General features: G+C 72.2%; 15 protein-coding genes and 2 tRNA genes. 14 read left to right on the top strand and 3 right to left on the bottom strand.

From position 1 onward, the window contains the following. The first annotated feature begins 166 nt into the window (after positions 1 to 166). The 7 genes from OG522_RS18355 (at position 167) to OG522_RS18325 (ending at position 7,806) form a co-directional block, all read left to right on the top strand. The gene (locus OG522_RS18355; protein ID WP_329464049.1) at positions 167 to 1,348 is read left to right on the top strand and encodes an acyl-CoA dehydrogenase family protein; all 1,182 of its coding nucleotides are present in this window, start codon (positions 167 to 169) and stop codon (positions 1,346 to 1,348) included. Then, entirely contained in the window at positions 1,345 to 2,322 is a 978-nt protein-coding gene (locus OG522_RS18350) for a bifunctional MaoC family dehydratase N-terminal/OB-fold nucleic acid binding domain-containing protein (RefSeq protein WP_329464048.1), read from the top strand. The genes OG522_RS18355 and OG522_RS18350 overlap by 4 nt, the downstream gene beginning before the upstream one ends. Continuing rightward, the gene (locus OG522_RS18345) at positions 2,322 to 3,377 is read left to right on the top strand and encodes an acyl-CoA dehydrogenase family protein (RefSeq protein ID WP_329464047.1); all 1,056 of its coding nucleotides are present in this window, start codon (positions 2,322 to 2,324) and stop codon (positions 3,375 to 3,377) included. The genes OG522_RS18350 and OG522_RS18345 overlap by 1 nt, the downstream gene beginning before the upstream one ends. Beyond that, a complete protein-coding gene (locus OG522_RS18340) occupies positions 3,374 to 3,802 on the top strand; it encodes a MaoC family dehydratase (RefSeq protein WP_329464046.1) in 429 nt (142 codons plus the stop codon). Before OG522_RS18345 ends, OG522_RS18340 begins: the two co-directional genes overlap by 4 nt. Continuing rightward, positions 3,799 to 4,965 (top strand): lipid-transfer protein, encoded by a 1,167-nt coding sequence (locus OG522_RS18335; RefSeq protein ID WP_329464045.1) that lies wholly within the window; start codon positions 3,799 to 3,801, stop codon positions 4,963 to 4,965. The genes OG522_RS18340 and OG522_RS18335 overlap by 4 nt, the downstream gene beginning before the upstream one ends. Before the next feature lie 461 nt (positions 4,966 to 5,426). After that, the gene (locus tag OG522_RS18330; protein ID WP_329464044.1) at positions 5,427 to 5,972 is read left to right on the top strand and encodes a SigE family RNA polymerase sigma factor; all 546 of its coding nucleotides are present in this window, start codon (positions 5,427 to 5,429) and stop codon (positions 5,970 to 5,972) included. Between the two features lie 178 nt (positions 5,973 to 6,150). Continuing rightward, positions 6,151 to 7,806 carry a long-chain fatty acid--CoA ligase gene (locus OG522_RS18325; RefSeq protein WP_329464043.1) on the top strand — a complete coding sequence of 552 codons (1,656 nt, stop codon included), beginning with the start codon at positions 6,151 to 6,153 and terminating at the stop codon, positions 7,804 to 7,806. Positions 7,807 to 7,818: 12 nt separating this feature from the next. Here the strand turns inward: OG522_RS18325 and OG522_RS18320 are convergent, their stop codons facing one another. From OG522_RS18320 to OG522_RS18310, 3 genes are all read right to left on the bottom strand, one after another. After that, entirely contained in the window at positions 7,819 to 8,403 is a 585-nt protein-coding gene (locus OG522_RS18320) for an antibiotic biosynthesis monooxygenase (protein WP_329464042.1), read from the bottom strand. Between the two features lie 177 nt (positions 8,404 to 8,580). After that, on the bottom strand, positions 8,581 to 13,170 hold the full coding sequence (locus OG522_RS18315; RefSeq protein ID WP_329464041.1) for a PAS domain-containing protein: 4,590 nt from the start codon (positions 13,168 to 13,170) through the stop codon (positions 8,581 to 8,583). A gap of 151 nt (positions 13,171 to 13,321) precedes the next feature. After that, the gene (locus OG522_RS18310) at positions 13,322 to 13,759 is read right to left on the bottom strand and encodes an SSI family serine proteinase inhibitor (RefSeq protein ID WP_329464040.1); all 438 of its coding nucleotides are present in this window, start codon (positions 13,757 to 13,759) and stop codon (positions 13,322 to 13,324) included. Positions 13,760 to 13,959: 200 nt separating this feature from the next. Here OG522_RS18310 and OG522_RS18305 point away from each other — a divergent pair. The 7 genes from OG522_RS18305 (at position 13,960) to OG522_RS18275 (ending at position 19,591) form a co-directional block, all read left to right on the top strand. Beyond that, positions 13,960 to 14,053 (top strand) — tRNA-Ser (locus tag OG522_RS18305). Positions 14,054 to 14,259: 206 nt separating this feature from the next. Further along, a tRNA-Arg gene (locus OG522_RS18300) sits at positions 14,260 to 14,332 on the top strand. 226 nt (positions 14,333 to 14,558) lie between these two features. Continuing rightward, positions 14,559 to 15,455, top strand: coding sequence for a DUF2797 domain-containing protein (locus OG522_RS18295; protein ID WP_329464039.1), 897 nt, complete (start codon positions 14,559 to 14,561; stop codon positions 15,453 to 15,455). Positions 15,456 to 15,731: 276 nt separating this feature from the next. Continuing rightward, on the top strand, positions 15,732 to 16,076 hold the full coding sequence (locus OG522_RS18290; RefSeq protein ID WP_329464038.1) for an antibiotic biosynthesis monooxygenase family protein: 345 nt from the start codon (positions 15,732 to 15,734) through the stop codon (positions 16,074 to 16,076). A gap of 331 nt (positions 16,077 to 16,407) precedes the next feature. After that, on the top strand, positions 16,408 to 17,265 hold the full coding sequence (locus OG522_RS18285; RefSeq protein ID WP_329467640.1) for an amidohydrolase family protein: 858 nt from the start codon (positions 16,408 to 16,410) through the stop codon (positions 17,263 to 17,265). 74 nt (positions 17,266 to 17,339) lie between these two features. Next, a complete protein-coding gene (locus OG522_RS18280) occupies positions 17,340 to 18,080 on the top strand; it encodes a response regulator transcription factor (RefSeq protein WP_329464037.1) in 741 nt (246 codons plus the stop codon). Between the two features lie 8 nt (positions 18,081 to 18,088). Beyond that, entirely contained in the window at positions 18,089 to 19,591 is a 1,503-nt protein-coding gene (locus OG522_RS18275) for a sensor histidine kinase (protein WP_329464036.1), read from the top strand. Positions 19,592 to 19,606: the final 15 nt, after the last annotated feature.

The raw sequence follows: 19,606 nt of genomic DNA, 5'->3' as shown, positions 1-19,606 counted from the left end.
CGCGACATGCGTACGTGGCCCAAGGGAGCGTCCCTCGCTGCGGCGGGCATTGACAGCGGGACGGCATCTGACGGACAGTCAGAAAACCTTGTGACCCAGATGACGCACATGACGCCGTTGACGCGGATCCCGTTCCCCGCCCGCCGTACGCACGGAAGGCCCCGTCGTGCACCTCGCCCCCACCGAGCGCCAGCAGCGGCTGCGCGCCGAACTCCGCATGTACTTCTCCCAATTGATGCCGGACGGACCACCACTCGGTGCGAGCGCCGCCGAGCAGCGCGCGCTACTGCGCCGCATCGGCGACGACGGGCTGCTGGGGCTCGGCTGGCCCGTCGAGTACGGCGGTCGGGGGCGGGGCCCCGACGAGCAGTTCGTCTTCTTCGACGAGGCCTACCGGGCGGGCGCCCCGGTCTCGATGGTCACCCTGAACACGGTCGGTCCGACCCTGATGAAGTACGGGACCGCCGAGCAGAAGGCGTACTTCCTGCCCAGGATCCTGAGTGGCGACCTCGTCTTCGCCATCGGCTACAGCGAGCCGGAGGCCGGTACCGATCTCGCCTCGCTCCGCACCCGGGCCGTACGCGTGGAAGGGAGTGCGGAGGGCGGCGCGCAGTGGCTGATCGACGGGCAGAAGGTCTTCACCTCCAACGCGCAGAACGCCGACTGGATCTGGCTCGCCTGCCGCACCGACCCCAACGCGCCCAAGCACAAGGGGATTTCGATCATCCTGGTGCCGACCGAGGCGCCGGGCTTCTCGTGGACGCCGATCGAGACGGTCGGCGGTCTGACCACAACGGCGACGTACTACGACGGCATCCGCGTGCCTGCCGGGAACCTGGTCGGCGAGGAGAACGCGGGCTGGGGGCTGATCACCAACCAGCTGAACCACGAGCGGGTCGCGCTCGCCGCGATCGGCATGCAGGCCGAGGATTTCTGCGACGCGGCGCTCACCCACGCCTGTACGCCCGATCCGGTGAATGGTGAGCGCCGTGTTGACCACGATTGGGTGAAGGCCAAGCTGGCCGAGACGCATGCACGGCTGGCGGTGAATCGCCTGCTCAGCTGGCGTTTGGTGGCCGATGTGGGGGGTGGCCGGCTGGCCCCCGGGGACGCCAGCGGCGTGAAGTTCGCGGGAACGGAGGCCGCGGTCGAAACGTATCGAATGTGTCAGGCAATCGTGGGTGACGCGGGCCTGGTACGGGGTGGTTCGCCCGGCGCCTTCGGGGACGGGGAGCTGGAGCGGATGAACAGGGCGGCGCAGATCAACACGTTCGGGGGCGGGGTGAGCGAGGTGCAGCGGGAGATCGTCGCGACGATGCGGCTCGGCATGAAGAGGGGGAAGAGGTGAGCGGGGTGAACGAGGCCGACTTCCTTGGCCGGTTGAAGAAGTTCGAGGGTCGGGCGGCCGCGACCGCCGGGGTCGGCAAGGACCTCGTCAACGAGCCGATGATCAGGCACTGGTGCGAGGCGATGGGCGACACCAACGCCGCGTACACCGGGCCTGACGCCATAGCGCCACCGACGATGCTCCAGGCCTGGACGATGGGCGGCCTCTCCGGGCACGGCGACGGCTCGGGCCGCACCTCGGCCTACGACGAGCTGTTCGAGCTGCTCGACGGCGCCGGGTTCACCTCGGTGGTCGCGACGGACTGCGAGCAGGAGTACGTCCGCGATCTCCGTCCCGGCGACCGGATCACCTACGACGCGGTGATCGAGTCCGTGTCCGAGCCCAAGACCACCAAGCTGGGGGCCGGGCACTTCGTCACCACCCGGATGGACGTCCGGGCCAACGGCGCCCTCGCGGGCACACATCGCTTCCGGATTCTCAAGTACGCGCCCGCGCAAAGGAATTCGCGGAGTCCTGGGAATGCCGGGGGGCCGGGAGGGGCCCGGACGGTCGCTGAACCGAAGGCTTCGGCCGGGGCGGTACGGCCCCGGCCCGTCGTCAACCGGGACAACGCCGGATTCTGGGCCGGCGTCGCAGAGCACCGGCTGCTCATCCAGCGCTGCGGCGGCTGCGCCGAGCTGCGGTTCCCGTGGCTGCCGGGATGCCACGCCTGCGGATCGGCGCAGTGGGACACCGTCGAGGCGAGCGGCAGCGGGACCGTCTTCTCGTACGTCGTGATGCACCACCCACCCTTCCCGGCCTTCGACCCGCCCTATGCGGTGGGGCTCATCGAGCTCGCGGAGGGCGTGCGGATGATCAGCAACGTGGTCGGTGTGGCTCCGGACGAGGTGCGCATCGGCATGCCCGTCCGGCTCGAATTCCAGCGGATGGACGACGAGTTGGAGCTGCCCGTTTTCCGGACGGAGGCGGTCTGATGGACTTCACACCCACCGAGGAACAGGCGGCCGTGCGTGATCTGGCCGCGCAGATCTTCGGCGACCTGTCCACGCACGAGAGGCTCACCGCGGCCGGTACGGGGACGGACGCCGAGCTGTGGAAGGCACTGTGCGGGGCCGGTCTGCCCGCGGCCGTCGAGGAGATCGGTCTGCTCGGCCTGGTGATCGCCCTGGAGGAGCAGGGCAGGACCACGGCCCAGGTCCCGTTCGCGGCCAGCTGTGTCTACGGGATTCTCGCGCTCACCGCGCACGGCACGCCCATGCAGCGCGAGCGACTGCTGCCCGCCCTGCGCGACGGCACGGCGGTGGCGACCGGTGCGTTCCCCGCGTCGCGGCGCGGGGGCGTACAGACAACGGTGCAAGGTGAGTTGAGCGGGGTCGTTCCGCTCGTACCGTGGCTGCGGGACGCCACCCATGTGCTGGTCCCTGACGCCGAGCGCGGGCTGTGGCTGGTGCGGGTGGCCGATGCGGAGGCCGAGCCGGTGGAGACGACCGCACCCTGGTCGGCCGGTCGGCTCACGCTCAACGGCACGCCGGGCGAGCGCGTGGGCGGGCCGGGTGCGTACGAGGACGTGCTGGCCACCGCCCGTACGGCGTTTGCCGGTCTCCAGGCCGGTGTGTGCGCGGGCTCGCTGGCCAGGGCGGTTCGGCACACCACGACCCGCGAGCAGTTCGGGCGCCCGCTCTCCACCAACCAGGGCGTGCTGTTGCGGGCCGCGGACGCGTACATGGACACCGAGGCGATACGGGTCACCTCGTACGAGGCGGCCTGGCGACGAGACGCGGGGCTGCGGTACGGGACGCACGCGCTGACGGCGGCCTGGTGGGCGGCGGAGGCGGGCACCCGCGTCGTGCACGCGGGCCAGCACCTGCACGGCGGCCTTGGGGCGGACCTGGAGCACCCCGTCCACCGGCACTTCCTGTGGGGACGGCAGCTCGACGCCCACCTGGGCTGTGGTGCCGAACTCCTCGCGGAATTGGGGGAGTTGATCGTGTCCGAAAAACAGACGGGGATCACGGGGGTAGGGGCGTGAAGGTCGGAGACGAGTTGCCGGTGCTGGAGATTCCGGTCACCCGGACGCTGATCGTGGCCGGGGCGGTGGCCTCCCGCGACTACCAGGACGTACACCACGACGCGGTGCTCGCCCGGGAGAAGGGTTCCCCGGACATCTTCATGAACATCCTGACCACCAACGGCCTGGTCGGGCGGTACATCACCGACCACTTCGGGCCCGCGGCCCGGCTGCGGTCGGTGAGGATACGGCTCGGGGCGCCCAACTATCCGGGGGACACCATGACGCTGACCGGCACGGTGACGGCCGTGGAGGCAGACGTCGCCGAGGTCCGGGTGGTCGGTGCCAACGGGCTCGGCCATCACGTCACGGGCACCGTCCGCGTGGCCGTGCCCGGCCTTGTGGGCTCCGCCGAGCACCACGCGCTCCCCGGAGCCCGGTCATGAGCGTACGCAGGGCCGACTCGCTCGGCGGGAAGGCGGCCATCGCCGGGATCGGGGCGACCGAGTTCTCCAAGGACTCCGGGCGCAGCGAGCTGAAACTGGCGGTCGAGGCGGTGCACGCGGCACTTGACGACGCCGGGCTCGCGCCCGCCGACGTCGACGGCATGGTGACGTTCACCATGGACACCAGCCCCGAGATCACCGTGGCGCAGGCGGCGGGCATCGGTGAGCTGTCGTTCTTCTCGCGCATCCACTACGGGGGCGGCGCGGCCTGCGCGACGGTCCAGCAGGCCGCTCTCGCGGTCGCTGCCGGGGTGGCGGAAGTGGTGGTCTGCTACCGGGCGTTCAATGAGCGTTCCGGGCGACGGTTCGGGTCCGGGGTGCAGCACCGGGAGCCGTCGGCGGAGGGGGCGGCGCTCGGCTGGTCGCTTCCGTTCGGGCTGCTCACGCCCGCGTCGTGGGTCGCCATGGCCGCTCAGCGGTATCTGCACACCTACAACCTGACGCCGGACGCGTTCGGCCATGTCGCCGTGACCGATCGCCGCCATGCCGCGAACAATCCGGCTGCGTACTTCTACGGCAAGCCGATCACCCTGGCCGATCATGCGGCCTCGCGGTGGATCGTCGAGCCGCTCAGGCTCCTGGACTGCTGCCAGGAGACCGACGGCGGACAAGCGATCGTCGTCACCACCACGGAACGGGCCAGGGATCTGCGGCAGCGGCCCGCCGTGATCACCGCGGCCGCGCAGGGCGCCGGCCGCAGACAGGAGGGGATGACCAGCTTCTACCGGGACGGGCTGACCGGACTGCCCGAGATGGGCGTGGTCGCGCGCCAGCTCTGGCAGACCTCGGGCCTCACACCCGCCGAGATCGATGTGGGGATTCTGTACGACCATTTCACGCCGTTCGTGCTGATGCAGTTGGAAGAGTTCGGTTTCTGCACACCGGGTGAGGCGGCCGACTTCGTGGCGGCGGACGCGCTGCCACTCAACACGCACGGGGGCCAGCTGGGAGAGGCGTATCTGCACGGAATGAACGGCATGGCGGAGGCGGTCCGCCAGCTCCGGGGGAGTTCGGTGAACCAGATACCCGGCGCGGCCCACGTCCTGGTCACGGCGGGCACGGGCGTTCCGACCTCGGGCCTGATCCTGGGCAGGGACGGCTAGGCCACGAGGTCACTCGGCGGGCCGGGCTGAGCGGTCTGCGTTCGGCTGGGCCGGCCGGTCCGCGGGGTGACGGACCGGGTGGGGGTCGGCGTTCGGCGGGGTGGTCTGCGGGGCGGCGGACCGGGCGGCGGTCCGCGTTCGGCCGGGCAGGGCGGTCTGCGTTCGGCTGGCCAGGGCGCCCCGCGTTCGGCGTGGCGTGGTGGGGCCGGGGGTCTGGCAGACCCCGAGGGCCAGGCGCGGCGGGGCCCCGGGGATCTGGCGGGCCGCGAGAGCCAGGCGTGGCGGGCCCCGGGGTTTGGCGGGCCCCAGGGCCTGGCGTGGCGGGGCTGAACCCCGACGGGTGGGGATGCGTCCTCCACCTTCAGGAGGTGAGGCCACCCCCACCCCTACAACCTGAGGCGGACACCGCTTCGGGACCTGGGGCCGATCCCGCGGGGCTTGAGCGCTCATAGCGTGGAGTCATGACAACGCCCGTCTGCACCAGCGCCTCCCGAGCGGCGACGCCCTACCACGCGTACTCGTCGTTCTCGTCGTACGTCCGCGCGAGGGGCCCCGTGCTGCTGCGCACCGCGCGCTCGCTGACCGCGAACCCGAGCGATGCCGAGGACCTGCTGCAGACGGCGCTCACCAAGACGTACGTCGCCTGGGACCGGATCGAGGACCACCGGGCGCTCGACGGTTATGTGCGCCGCGCGCTGCTCAACACCCGCACCTCGCAGTGGCGCAAGCGCAAGGTCGAGGAGTTCGCCTGTGACGAGCTGCCCGAGCCGGAGGTCGTGCCGGGGCCGGACCCGGCCGACCACCAGGTCCTGCACGACGCGATGTGGCGCGCGGTCATGAAGCTGCCCGACCGCCAGCGTGCCATGGTCGTTCTGCGCTACTACGAGGACCTGAGCGAGGCGCAGACCGCCGAGGTGCTCGGGGTGTCGGTGGGCACGGTCAAGAGCGCGGTGTCGCGTGCCCTCGGCAAGCTCCGCGAGGACCCGGAACTCGAACCCATACGGTGACGCGCAGTGATGGTGAGGCCGACGGAAAGGACGGCGCCGACGAGTATCCGCAGGTAACTTTCGCGGACCTCGGCTGAAACTACTCCCGGGTAGTGACATACCGCTTGGTATGTGCGCAGAATCGGCTCACCCCTATCGCCACCACCGGGCGCACCGCAGCGCTCACCGGGAGGACGCCGTGCTGAGCACCATGCAGGACGTACCGCTGCTGATCTCGCGGATCCTGACCCACGGGTCGACGATTCACGGCGCGTCCCAGGTCACCACCTGGACCGGCGACTCCGAGCCGCACCGCCGCAGCTTCGCCGAGATCGGTGGCCGGGCCGCCCAGCTGGCCCACGCCCTGCGCGAGCTCGGCGTCGAGGACGGCCAGGCGACCGGGACCTTGATGTGGAACAACGCGGAGCACGTCGAGGCGTACATGGCGATTCCGTCCATGGGTGCCGTGCTGCACACCCTCAACCTGCGGCTTCCCGCCGAGCAGTTGATCTGGATCGTCAACCACGCCGCCGACCGGGTGGTCATCGTCAACGGTTCGCTGCTGCCGCTGCTCGCCCCGCTGCTTCCGCATCTGCCGACGCTGGAGCACCTCGTGGTGTCCGGGCCAGGTGACCGTTCGCTCCTCGACGACATCGACGGCTCTGGCCCGCAGGTGCACGAGTACGAGGAGCTGATCGCCGGGCGGCCGACGACGTACGACTGGCCGCAGCTGGACGAGCGAAGCGCCGCCGCCATGTGCTACACCTCCGGCACGACCGGCGACCCCAAGGGTGTCGTCTACTCGCACCGTTCGATCTACCTGCACTCCATGCAGGTCAACATGGCCGAGTCGATGGGGCTCACGGGCAAGGACACGACGCTGGTCGTGGTGCCGCAGTTCCATGTGAACGCCTGGGGCCTGCCGCACGCCACCTTCATGGCCGGGGTCAGCATGCTCATGCCCGACCGCTTCCTCCAGCCCGCGCCGCTCGCCGACATGATCGAGCGCGAGAAGCCGACGCACGCGGCCGCCGTCCCCACCATCTGGCAGGGCCTGCTCGCCGAGGTCACGGCCCGCCCGCGCGACCTCACCTCCATGCGCAACGTCACGATCGGTGGCGCGGCCTGCCCGCCGTCGCTGATGGAGGCGTACGACAAGCTCGGCGTACGGCTCTGTCACGCCTGGGGCATGACGGAGACCTCGCCGCTCGGCACCATGTCCAACCCGCCGGCCGGGCTGAGCGCCGAGGAGGAGTGGCCGTACCGTCTCACGCAGGGCCGCTTTCCCGCCGGCGTCGAGGCGCGGCTCACCGGTCCCGGCGGCGAGTTCCTGCCCTGGGACGGGGAGTCGGCGGGCGAGCTCGAAGTGCGCGGCCCCTGGATCGCGGGCGCGTACTTCGGCGGCGCGGGCGGCGAGGACTTCCGCCCGGCCGACAAGTTCAGCGCGGACGGCTGGCTGAAAACGGGCGATGTCGGCGTCATCAGCACGGACGGCTATCTCACCCTCACCGACCGTGCGAAGGACGTCATCAAGTCCGGCGGCGAATGGATCTCCAGCCAGGAACTGGAGAACGCGCTGATGGCGCACCCCGAGGTCGCCGAGGCGGCGGTGGTCGCCGTCCCCGACGACAAGTGGGGCGAACGTCCGCTCGCCACCGTCGTGTTGAAACCGGGCGCCACCGCCGACTACACAGCCCTGAAGTCCTTCCTCGCCGGGAAGATCGCCAAGTGGCAGCTCCCGGAGCGCTGGGCGCTGATCGACGCGGTGCCGAAGACCAGCGTCGGCAAGTTCGACAAGAAGGTCATCCGCAGGCAGTACGCGGACGGCGAGCTGGACGTGACGGAACTGCGCTAGCCCCGGCCCTGCTCAGCCGTGCAGCCAGCGCCGTAGCAGCCGGCTCATGTTCGGCATCGCCACGTACGTCATGAGCACGCTGAACAGCACGGTGAACACGGCCGTCCGCACCACCAGCGGAAGGCCCGCGACGTAGGGGCCGAGCACAGCGTTGCCGAGCAGCGAGATGGGGAAGATGGCGAGGCCCGAGCTGATCGCCATCTTCCAGCGCGGCGGCGCGGGGCGGGTCTCACCGGGTTTGGCGAACCAGGTCTCCATGCCGGTCAGTTCGCGGCGGGCTATCTCGCTGTGGTGGTGGCCCGTGCAGGTGGCGAAGAAACCGGCCCGCTCCGGCGAATTCTGCCAGCGTTCAAGGGCGGCCGAGTCCCGGAAGCGGTGCACGAGGAACCAGGGCGCCCCCTCAGTCGACGGCCGGAAGAGCCCGTGCCCGAGGTGCCCGGGAAAACGCGCGGCAGCGGCGAGGATGTCGCGCGCCCACTTCTCGAACGACTCCTCGTAGCCCTCCTCGACCTGGCGGGCGATCAGCAGGGTGACCTCGCCGTTGTCGGCGGGGACGGTGGCGTGTTCCTGACGTATGGCGGAGCTCGCGGTGGCCACGGGGCTCTCCTCGTGATTCGTACGGTGTCGCGCGCCGCGCCAGCCTACGCATGGAGCGGCACCAGGCGCCGAGGGGTCACGAGGTGTCGATCGGCCAGGAGGCGCCGAGGGGCACGCGGATGACCCGATGCCCACTTCCCACCCCCCCACCTACTGGTAACTAGTAGGTGGTAGGGGTCAGTTGGTGCCGATCTTCGCCAGGAGGTCCACGATGCGGCCCTGTACTTCGCCGCTGGTGGACCGTTCGGCCAGGAACAGTACGGTCTCGCCGGACGCCAGCTTGGGGAGCTCCGCCTGGTCGATGGCGGCCGAGGTGTAGACGACCAGCGGGGTGTGGTTCAACTGCCCGTTGGCGCGCAGCCAGTCCACGATTCCGGCGCGGCGGCGGCGTACCTGCATCAGGTCCATCACCACCAGGTTCGGCCGCATCTGACCGGCCAGGGTGACCGCCTCGGAGTCGGTCGCGGCGCGGGCGACCTGCATGCCGCGCCGCTCCAGGGTCGCCGTCAGCGCGAGCGCGATCTCCTCGTGCTCCTCGATCAGCAGCACCCGGGGCGGGTGCTGCTCGCTGTCGCGCGGCGCGAGGGCCTTGAGCAGGACGGCCGGGTCGGCACCGTACGCCGCCTCCCGCGTCGCCTGCCCAAGACCCGCCGTGACCAGCACCGGAACCTCGGCCGCGACGGCCGCCTGGCGCAGCGACTGCAACGCGGTGCGGGTGATCGGACCGGTCAGCGGGTCCACGAAGAGCGCGGCCGGGAAGGCGGCGATCTGGGCGTCGACCTCCTCGCGGGAGTGCACGACCACCGGCCGGTAGCCACGTTCGCTCAGCGCCTGCTGGGTGGAGACGTCGGGCGCGGGCCACACGAGCAGCCGACGCGGATTGTCGAGCGGCTCCGGAGGAAGCTCGTCGTCGATGGGCTGCGGCTGCGGCCGGTGGGCCACCTCGACCGCGCCGCCGGGCCCGTCGAGCGGCTCGGGCCCCTCGGCACCCTCGTCGGGCGCCCCTATGGCGTACGCACGGCCCTGGCCCTCCGAGGGGGGCGACGGCAGCACGGGGTGCGGCCGGGCGGCCGGTTCTGCGGGCCGCTCGACACCCTTGGGAGGCGTGGGCGTACCGAGCTTGCGCCGCCGCCCCGAACCGAGCGGGGCCGCGGCCTGGGTGCCGGGCTGCGCGGGCGTCTGGCCGGTGGCCGGTGCGGGCGCCTGCGTTTGCGTCTGACCCTGGGGCTGGGCCGGTGGCTGCGTCCGGCCGAACGGCGCGCCCTGGCCGAGCGTCCGCACGCTGAAGGCGCGCCCCTGGGTGTCCCCGCCGACGGCCGGGATCCCACCCGGCGGCGTCTCGGCGGGCAGCGGCTGCCGCGTGGGCGATACGGGGCCGGGCTGAGCGGACGGTCCGGCCGCGGGCTGTGCTGCCGGGGCGGACGGCGTGCCGGAGCCCCAGCCGGGCCGGCCGGGCTCGGGCGCGGCCGGGTCCTGCGGCGGTACGGGACCGGGCCCACCCGGCGCCGCGACCGCGCGGGCAGCCCATTCGGGCCGCTCGGCGGGATGCGGCTGGGCCGGGGTGTGCTCGGCGTGCTCGGCTGCCGGGGCACCGGGGGCGGGGGCGCCCGCCGATGCGTCCTCGGCGCGGGCCTTCCGCCGCGCGCGACCCGCGCCTTGCTGGTGGCCTGCGGGACCGGGGGCGGGGCTGACCTCTGCGGGGTGGGTGCCTGTGGGGTGGCTGCCCATGGGCTGGTTCGCTGTGGGCTGGGCCCCAAGGGGCTGGCTGGCTGCGGGCTGGCCACCCATGGGGTGCGTGCCCATGGCCTGGCTGGCGGCGGGCTGCGAACTCATGGGCTGCGTGCCCGTGCGTCCGGCGTCTGTGCTCTGTGTGCCCGTGCGCCCGGCAGCCGTGTGCCGGGGGTCTGTGGTGTGAGCACCCATGGGTGTTCCGCTCATGGTCTGAGCGCCCCTAGGCCGCGCGCCCATGTGCCCGGCGTCCGTGGTGTGAGCACCCATGTGCCCCGCGCCCATGTGGCCGGCATCCACGGCCTGATCCCCCACAGACCCAGGCCCCACAGACCCAGGCCCCACAGACCCAGGCCCCACAGGTCCAGACCCCATGGCCCCGGCCGCCCTGTGCGGAGCGCCCATAGCCCCAACATCCATATGTCCGGCGCCCGTAGACCCCGCACCCATGGGGCGACCCCCCATGGGCCCAGCCTCCACGGCCCCGGCGCCTACAGAGCCGTCACCCAGAGGCCCACCACCCACGGGTGCACCACTCACAGGCGCACCACCCATGGCTCCCGCAGCGGTTCCCGCGCTCGCGGCGCCCGCCGCCCCCGTGCCTCGCCCGGAGCCGTGGCGGTCCCGCAGCGACGCGTCGGCCACACCCGGGTGCGAAGTCGCGCCCAGGGGCGCGGCCGCAGGTGCGGCAGGGTTCGGCGTGCGGTCGGCGTCGGCAGGCGGCAGCGCGAACGCCGTCCGCGCCGAGCCGTCCTGGCCACCCCCAGAAGCTCCCCCAGCCACGCCACCCGCAGAAGCACCACCCGCACCATTCGCCGCACCGGTCGGTGCGGAGCCCAGCGCGCGCCGGGCTCGGCGCCCGGTCGGCGCGGCCGCGTTCTCGGCGGGGGCGGCCGGCGCCTCAAGTGCGGCGGGCGAGGGCAGCGCACGCCGGGCCCGGCGGCCCGTGGCTTCGTTCGGCACGCCCTGCGGCGGCACCGTCTCGCCCAGCGCGGCCCGGCCCATGCCGGACGACTCGCGCGCGCTCTCGGCACCGGTGACGACGGACCCCTCGGAGGCCCGGCCTACGGCCTGTTCGGCAGGGCTGGGCCGCCCACGACGACGCCCAGACCCCGACGGGGACCCAGCCCCGGACGCGCCACCGCTCCCGGCACTCCCGGCACTCCTGACACCCGGACCACCACTCTGGCCGCCGCTCTGACCACCACTCTCAACACCTAGCCGCGCGGCCTGCGCGCCCTGCTGGCCGGGAATCCGGCCCCGTTCACCCTCCGGACCGGAGCCACTGTCGGACTCCCCCGCGCCCCCGGTGGCCTCCGAGCGCCCCCGGCGCCGGCCGGTCGGGGACTTCTCCTCCGTGACCGGGCTCTCCAGGAACGCGTCCGTGGACGCCCGCCGCGCGCGCCGACGCCCGCCGCCGTCGGGCTGCGTGCGCAGCCCACCGTCGTGCTGCGCGGGCAGCAGCGCCTCATTGGGCTCCGGGGCCGCCTCGGGCGCCTCGACCGTCCCGGCCCCAGCCCCGAGCGGCACTTCGAGCACGTACGCCGAACCGCTCATGCCCGGCACGTCCACGGTTTGCAGGACGCCGCCGTGCGCCTTCACGATGCCGCGGACGATGGGCCCGTGCACGGGGTCGCCCCCCGCGTAGGGCCCGCGGACCTCGATGCGTACGACCTCGCCGCGCACCGCGGCCGCCACGACCACGGTGGAGTCCATGTAGCCGCCGGCGGCCACCGGCGCCTTGCCCGTCGCGTCGACCCCGGCGACGTCGGCGATCAGGTGGGCCAGCGCGGTCGCCAGCCGGCCGGCGTCGACCTCGGCCTCGATGGGCGGGGTGTGCACGGCGAACTGGGCGCGCCCCGGCCCGATCAGCTCGACGGCCCCGTCGACACCGGCGCCGACGACCGAACCGACCAGCACCTTGGCCTTCTTGAGCTCCTCGCTGCCCGCGTCGAGGCGCTGGTAGCCGAGGACGTTGTCGACGAGCGTGGTGATGCGGGAGTACCCGGCGGCGAGGTGGTGCAGCACCTGGTTGGCCTCGGGCCACAGCTGTCCCGCGTCATCGGCGGCGAGGGCGGCGAGTTCGTGCCGCAGCTCGTCCAGCGGGCCGCGCAGCGAGCCCGCGAGGACCGAGAGCAGCTGCTGGTGGCGGGCGGCGAGCGCGTCGTAGCGCGCGGTCTCCCGCTCCAGGACCTCGGCGTGCTTGGCGGCCTGCTCCTCGTACGGGCGGCGGTCGGTGAACGTCATGACGGCGCCGACCAGCAGGTCGCCGTCGCGTACCGGCGCGGTGGTCAGGTCTACGGGCACCATGGCGCCGCTCTTCGTCCAGATCACCTGCCCGCGCACCCGGTGCTTGCGCCCGGACTTGAGGGTGTCGGCGAGCGGGCTTCCCTCGTACGGGAACGCCTCGCCGTCCTCGCGCGAGTGGAGCACCAGCGGGTGCAGCTCCCGCCCGCCGAGGTCGCTGGCCCGGTAGCCGAGGATCTGCGCGGCGGCCGGATTAACCAGCACCACCCGCCCGTCGGTGTCGGTGCCGACCACTCCCTCGGCCGCCGCGCGCAGGATCATCTCGGTCTGCCGCTGCGAACGGGCGAGTTCGGCTTCGGTGTCGACGGTGCCGGAGAGATCCCGAAGGACGAGCATGAGGAGTTCGTCACCGGAGTACGAGCCGGGGCCGCCGCCGCTGCCGTACGAGGCGTACGCGTCCCGCCCGTCCTCCAGGTTGGCGCTGGTCACCTCGACCGGGAACTCGGTGCCGTCGGTGCGGCGCGCGATCATCCGGGTCGGTTTGGTGCGGCCCTGCTCGTCCTCACTCTCGGGCCGGCGCATGGAGCCGGGGATGAGCTTGGAGTCGAAGGCGGGCAGCAGATCGAGGACTCCCCGCCCCACGAGCCCGGTACCCGGCGCCTCCAGCATTCCCAGTGCGACGGTGTTGGCGTTCACGACCGTGCCGTTGCAGTTGACGAGCAGAAGCCCGTCCGGAAGGGCGTCAAGTATGGCTGCGAGGCGAGCAGCGCCTCGGGATGGCCTGCTGCTCACGACGACGCTTCCTCCCTGAACCACTGCACCTTGCGGCCTGTCACTGGGAGGGAGTCTAAAGGCAGGCGGTGTGCGAGCGACGGCGGATGAGGGGGAGCTCTCACCAAGGTTGTGTGACCACGGAGTACGCGCGGGGGGCGTACGGGGTGTCCTACCTGGCGCTCGGCAGCAACGGCACCATGTTGTCCCACCGCGAGATCTCGCACCCATTGGCACGGTTGTACGTCGCGTCCACGGGCCGCCCGGCCCAGCTGCCGGTGATGTGCGCGGTGGCGGGACCGCCGTAGATGAACGTGCACGCCTGGTCCTTCGGCACCGACGCGAAGGGGTCCTTGCCCCACGTCGTCACCGAGTCCAGTTTGTCGCAGGCCTGCTCCTGGCGCGGATGGGTTCCGCCCGCCGGGTGGCATTCGAGTGTGTACGTCCCGTCGGTACCCGGGTTGTGGGTGACGGTGACGGTGAGCCGGTCCTCGGTGTGCCCGTCGCCGAGCAGGGGGACCGGGACCGGCAGGGGCCCGGCGGAGGCGGCGGGGGCGGCGCCGAGGGCGGTGAGCGAGGCGGCGGCGGTGACGGCGAGGCGGCGCAGCATGTCGTACTCCAGGTGTTTCGGCGGGTCTTCGGTCTCCCGCGGTCTAACGCGCGTCAACGCCCGGCGTTGCGCCACACTCCGCCACACGGAACGCCTTTGCCCTGGCGGCCTTCTGCCTAGTACCGTGGGGTTCGATTGGTGACGGCCCGCAAGGCTGTGTCATCATCTGCACGCACCACTCGCGCGAGCGATGGTGTGCTGGAGGCGTCGCCTAGTCCGGTCTATGGCGCCGCACTGCTAATGCGGTTTGGGTTTTAAAGCCCATCGAGGGTTCAAATCCCTCCGCCTCCGCCAGCACCACCCGAAGCCCCGGCCCCACGGCCGGGGCTTCGGCCGTTCCGGGGCACTTCCCAACCGGGGCCCACGCCCCCGCGGCTGCTCACGCAGAGGCATTCCCGCAGGTCGGAGCCGGTATGGCCAATGGATTTCGCGTCACGGCGCAGGTCATGTAATGTTGTTCTCGCAACGCCGACGGGGCAGAAAAAACCCCGGAAGCACAAGCACTCGTAGCTTAACGGATAGAGCATCTGACTACGGATCAGAAGGTTGCAGGTTCGAATCCTGCCGAGTGCACACAGGTGAGAGGCCCCGGACATCGCGTCCGGGGCCTCTTGCGTTTCTGGTCCGCGTGCCAGGCCGGTCGTTCGGTGCGGGCCGCCGCGCTGTCCACCAGGGGGGTGGTCGCGTGTACTTGGCCGCTGATGACGACAGAGCCGTGATGATCATGTTCTGGAGCGCGGGGGTGTGCTTCTGATTTCGGGCGGGCGGCGTTGTCAGTGGTGGTCGGTACCGTCGAGGTGTGGCTGGGATGTGGCGGTGCGTGGGGGTTCGCTGGGGGGAGGGCGGACCCCGGCTCGTGTGGGAGGAGGGGCGGGCCAGTGCGCTTGTGTACGGGCGGGGGATCGCGTTTCGGGTGGTCGGGGAGCGGAGGTGTGTGGGGGCGCGGGGGAACGTCTGCCCCCTCGCGGCGCCGGTGCCGGGGCGCAGTACGCAGGCGCGGTGCGGGGAGTGTGCGCGGCTGGACCGGGCGCATTCCGTCGCAGCCGACACGTACGTCGATGATCCCCGCACCTATCGCGTCTACCTCGCCTGGTTCGGCAGCGGGATGGTCAAGGTCGGGATCACCGCGGAGGAGCGGGGTTCGGCCCGGTTGCTCGAACAGGGGGCGGTGGCGTTCGGCTGGCTGGGGCGAGGGCCGTTGATGGCGGCGCGACGCAGCGAGGAGTTGCTGAGGACGGCCCTGGGTGTGCCGGACCGGATCGCTTACGCCGAGAAGCGGGCGGTAAGGGCCCGCCTTCCCGGGGTGGCCGAGCGGGCGGCGGAAGTGGCCCGGCTCCATGCGCGGGCCGTGGCGCTGGCCGACTGGCCGGAGTCCCTGGAGCGGCTGCCCTGCGAAGTGGTCGACCACACCGAGGAGTTCGGGCTTGCCGGGCTCGCGCCGGCCTGCGGGGTGGTGACGGAGCTGGTGGACGGCGGGGTGGTCGGCGGCCGGCTGCTCGCGGCTGCCGGGCCCGATCTGCATCTGGCGACCGGGGACGGGGACGGGGGCGGGGACGAAATCCTCGTCCTGGACACCCGGCTCATGAGCGGCTGGGACCTGACCGCCGTCGGCGACGGCACCGGCGGGGGCGTCAGCGTCCCCGTCCGCGAGCTCCCTCGACCCCGGGCGGACGGGGTGCAGGACCTCCTCTTCTGACCGGGGTGGGGAGGCCGGTGGTGGTTGGGGCGGGTCTCTTGGGTGGCGTGGTGGGTGTCGTGTCGGGTTCGAGGTCGCAGGGTGGGCGGCGTGGTTGGCGTGGCGTGGCGGGTCCGGCGTCGCGGTGTGATGGGTCGGCGTGCTGAGCCCGGCGTCACGGCGTGGGCCGCACGGCGGGCGATCCCGTCCGGCGCGAGGTCAAGGCTTGGATCCCTCTTGGATCCCTTCCGGTAATTGATCTGGACAGCGTCGGGCGGCGCGGCCGAGGGTGGGGGCATGAGCGATCAAGTGCAAGGGCTGGTCTCGGGGATCGAACCGCCTTATTACGCCGTGGTGTTCACCTCCCTGCGAACCGAGGACGACAACGGGTACGGGGAGACCGCCGTCGAGATGAGGGAGCTGGTGAAGGAGATACCGGGCTTCCTCGGGTACGAGAGCGCGCGCAACCCCGGCGGGCTCGGGATCACCGTCGGGTACTTCAGGGACGAGGAGGCCATCGCCGCTTGGCGCGGCCGCGTCGAGCACCAGCAGGCGCAGAAGCGTGGCAGGGCCGACTGGTACAAGGGTTACAGCGTCCATGTCGCCAAGGTCGAGCGGAGTTACGGCTTTGAACGAGGGTGAAGAGGCCCGCCCCCACGCCCATCCCGCCGCCCACCCCACCACCAGCCCCGACGATCACCCTGCCGTCGTCAGCGCCACCCACTCCGCCGCCGACCTTGCCCACCCCACTGCCCACCCCGCCGCCAGCCCCGACGATCACCCTGCCGTCGTCAGCGCCACCCACTCCGCCGCCGACCTCGCCCACCTCGCCGCCCACCCCACCACCCCCCACCCGCCCAGCTCCGCCGAAGGCGAGCCGGGTCTCCCCGCCGGCGGGGTTTCTCGGGCCGGGGCGGCGGCCGGGGGCGGGGCCGAGGGAGCGGCTGTCCGGGGGTTCTGGGGGCGGCTCGGGGTGGTTGGGGGGATTGATGTGCATACGCATTTCATGCCGCGCCGGGTGATGCGGAAGGTCTGGGAGTACTTCGACTCCGCCGGGGAGCTGGTGGGCGGGGTCGAGTGGCCCATCACGTACCGCGAGGAGGAGACGGAGCGGGTGCGGTTGCTGCGGGAGGAGTTCGGGGTGGTCGCGTTCACCTCGATGCTCTATCCGCACAAGGCCGACATGGCCGAGTGGCTCAACGGATGGGCCGGGCAGTTCGCGGCCCGGACGCCCGGTTGTCTGCATACCGCCACCTTCTTCCCCGAGCCCGGTGTCGGGCGCTATGTGCGGCAGGCGCTCGATACGGGCGCGCGGGTCTTCAAGTCCCATGTGCAGGTGGGGAGTTACGACCCGGGGGACCCGCTGCTCGACCCCGTCTGGGGGATGCTCGCCGACGCCGGTGTGCCGGTCGTCATCCACTGCGGGTCGGGGCCCGCGCCCGGCAAGTACACCGGGCCGGGGCCGGTCGCCCGGGTGCTCGCCCGGCACCCCCGGCTCCGGCTGATCGTCGCGCACATGGGGATGCCGGAGTACGCCGACTTCCTCGACCTCGCCGAAACGTACGGCTCGGTCATGCTCGACACGACCATGGCCTTCACCGATTTCAGCGAGCGCATCGCCCCCTTCCCCGCGTCGGAGCGGGGCAGGCTGCGGGATCTGGGCGACCGCATCCTGCTCGGCACCGATTTCCCGAACATTCCCTACCCGTACGTCCACCAGCTTGAGGCCCTGGCGCGGCTCGGGTTCGGCGACGACTGGCTCCGGGCGGTCTGCCACGACAACGCCGCCCGCCTGTTCGGGCTGCCCCTGCGGGTGCCGGACGTCCCCTGACCCCGGCGCCATTTCTCAGGGAATTCACAGGATCGGGCAAGGATGTTCTCAGGGCCCGCTCACAGGGTGGGGCCATGACCGTTACCTCCTCGCCCCAGGGGCGGACCGAAATGCTCAGGCCGGACGGGAGTCCCGTCCGAGTGCTCGTCGTGGACGACGAGGCGCCGCTCAGCGAGCTCCTCTCCATGGCGCTGCGCTACGAAGGCTGGGACGTGCGCAGCGCTGGTGACGGGGCCGGGGCGGTGCGCGACGCCCGCGACTTCCGGCCCGACGCCGTGGTCCTCGACATCATGCTGCCCGACATGGACGGCCTCGCCGTCCTCGGGCGGCTGCGGCGAGAGCTCCCGGACGTGCCGGTGCTCTTCCTCACCGCCAAGGACTCCGTGGAGGACCGGATCGCCGGTCTCACGGCGGGCGGCGACGACTACGTCACCAAGCCGTTCAGCCTGGAGGAGGTCGTGGCCCGGCTGCGCGGGCTGATCCGCCGCTCGGGCACGGCGGCCGTACGCAGCGAGTCCGTGCTGGTCGTCGGCGACCTCACGCTGGACGAGGACAGCCACGACGTGGCGCGCGGCGGGGTCAACATCCACCTCACCGCGACCGAGTTCGAGCTGCTTCGCTTCCTCATGCGCAACCCGCGCCGGGTGCTCAGCAAGGCGCAGATCCTGGACCGGGTGTGGTCGTACGACTTCGGCGGACAGGCCAACGTCGTCGAGCTGTACATCTCCTACCTGCGCCGGAAGATCGACGCCGGGCGCTCCCCGATGATCCACACCCGGCGCGGCGCGGGATATCTGATCAAGCCGGGGGAGTAAGCGCCCGGATGGCCAGGTTCCGGCGGCCCTGGTCGTTGCGCACGCGGCTCGTCGTGTCCACGGTGACGCTGCTCGCGGTGATCGGCGCGGTCATCGGCACCGTGACGGTGCTCGCCATGGGGGCGAACCTCCAGCACCAGTTGGACGGCCAGGTGAGTACGTCGGTCCGGATAACCGGGCACGTGGGGCCCGGCCAGGACCCGATGGGCGGCGCCGACCGGCTGGAGCTCCTCGTCTCAAGGCCGGGGCAGCCGCCGCACACGATCGGTGCGGGCACGCTGCCCTCGGGCGGGGCCGCGGGCCTTCAGGCCGTTCAGCCGGAGCGGCTGGGCCAGGCCCGGTCCGCGCCGCTGTCCGACGCGCAGACCCGGGCCCTGACGGCCGTCCCGAAGGACGGCGCCGTGCACTCTGTGTCGGTTCCGGGCCTCGGCGACTACCGCGCCACCTGGGACCGTGACGGCGCGTTCGTCCTCGGCTACCCCACCGACGGGGTCGACTCCACCGTCAACACGCTCGTCCTCGTCATCATCTGCGTCACCGCCGCCGGTCTCGTCGCCGCCGGGATCGCCGGGACGGCCATCGTCGGGGTCGCCCTGCGCCCGCTGCGGCGGGTCGCCTCGACGGCCACCCGGGTGTCCGAACTGCCCCTGCACAGCGGGGAGGTCGCGCTGTACGAGCGGGTGCCGGGCGCCGAGGCGGATCCACGGACCGAGGTCGGGCAGGTCGGCGCGGCGCTCAACCGGATGCTCGACCACGTGGACGGGGCGCTCAGCGCCCGGCAGGACAGCGAGACGCGGGTACGGCAGTTCGTCGCCGATGCCAGCCACGAGCTGAGGACTCCGCTCGCCTCCATCCGCGGGTATGCCGAGCTGACCCGGCGCGGGCGCGAGGACATCGGGCCCGACACGCGGCGTTCGCTGGGGCGGATCGAGTCGGAGGCGGCGCGGATGACCGTCCTGGTCGAGGATCTGTTGCTGCTCGCCCGGCTCGACGCCGGACGCCCGCTCTCGTATGAGAGCACTGATCTCTCCTCGCTCGTCGTGGATGCGGTGGGTGACGCGCACGCGGCGGGGCAGGACCACCGGTGGCGGCTCGAACTGCCCGTGCGGCCCGTCACCGTGCACGGGGACGGAGCCCGGCTCCAGCAGGTCCTGGTCAATCTTCTGGGCAACGCCCGTACGCACACCCCGCCGGGCACCACCGTCACCGCCCGCATCGAGGAGTGCGGGCCCTGGGTCGTGGTCGAGATCGAGGACACCGGTCCCGGCATCCCGCCCGAGCTGGCGCCGCGCGTCTTCGAGCGGTTCGCCCGTGGCGATGCCTCCCGCTCGCGCAACGCCGGTTCCACCGGACTCGGCCTCGCGATCGTGCAGGCCGTCGTCGTCGCCCACGGCGGCCGGGTGACGGTGCGAAGTGCCCCTGGGCAGACGGTATTCGCGGTGCACCTCCCCGCCGCCGAGGGCGCGGGCCACTTCCCACAGGCTGGGCACAGGCTGACCACACAGGTGTGACAGCGGCGGCGACGA

The organism is Streptomyces sp. NBC_01431 (genome assembly GCF_036231355.1).
In the GTDB taxonomy this organism is placed as follows: domain Bacteria; phylum Actinomycetota; class Actinomycetes; order Streptomycetales; family Streptomycetaceae; genus Streptomyces.
The sequence above is the reverse complement of the archived record's forward strand: the minus strand, read 5'-3'. Positions and strand labels throughout refer to the sequence as shown.

What these genes read in the sequence shown, in the direction of transcription:
- OG522_RS18290 (WP_329464038.1), top strand. Translation starts at nt 15,732, where the DNA reads ATGAGCGATCAAGTGCAAGGGCTGGTCTCGGGGATCGAACCGCCTTAT.
- OG522_RS18310 (WP_329464040.1), bottom strand. Translation starts at nt 13,759, where the DNA reads ATGCTGCGCCGCCTCGCCGTCACCGCCGCCGCCTCGCTCACCGCCCTC.
- OG522_RS18330 (WP_329464044.1), top strand. Translation starts at nt 5,427, where the DNA reads ATGACAACGCCCGTCTGCACCAGCGCCTCCCGAGCGGCGACGCCCTAC.
- OG522_RS18280 (WP_329464037.1), top strand. Translation starts at nt 17,340, where the DNA reads ATGACCGTTACCTCCTCGCCCCAGGGGCGGACCGAAATGCTCAGGCCG.
- OG522_RS18335 (WP_329464045.1), top strand. Translation starts at nt 3,799, where the DNA reads ATGAGCGTACGCAGGGCCGACTCGCTCGGCGGGAAGGCGGCCATCGCC.
- OG522_RS18275 (WP_329464036.1), top strand. Translation starts at nt 18,089, where the DNA reads ATGGCCAGGTTCCGGCGGCCCTGGTCGTTGCGCACGCGGCTCGTCGTG.
- OG522_RS18345 (WP_329464047.1), top strand. Translation starts at nt 2,322, where the DNA reads ATGGACTTCACACCCACCGAGGAACAGGCGGCCGTGCGTGATCTGGCC.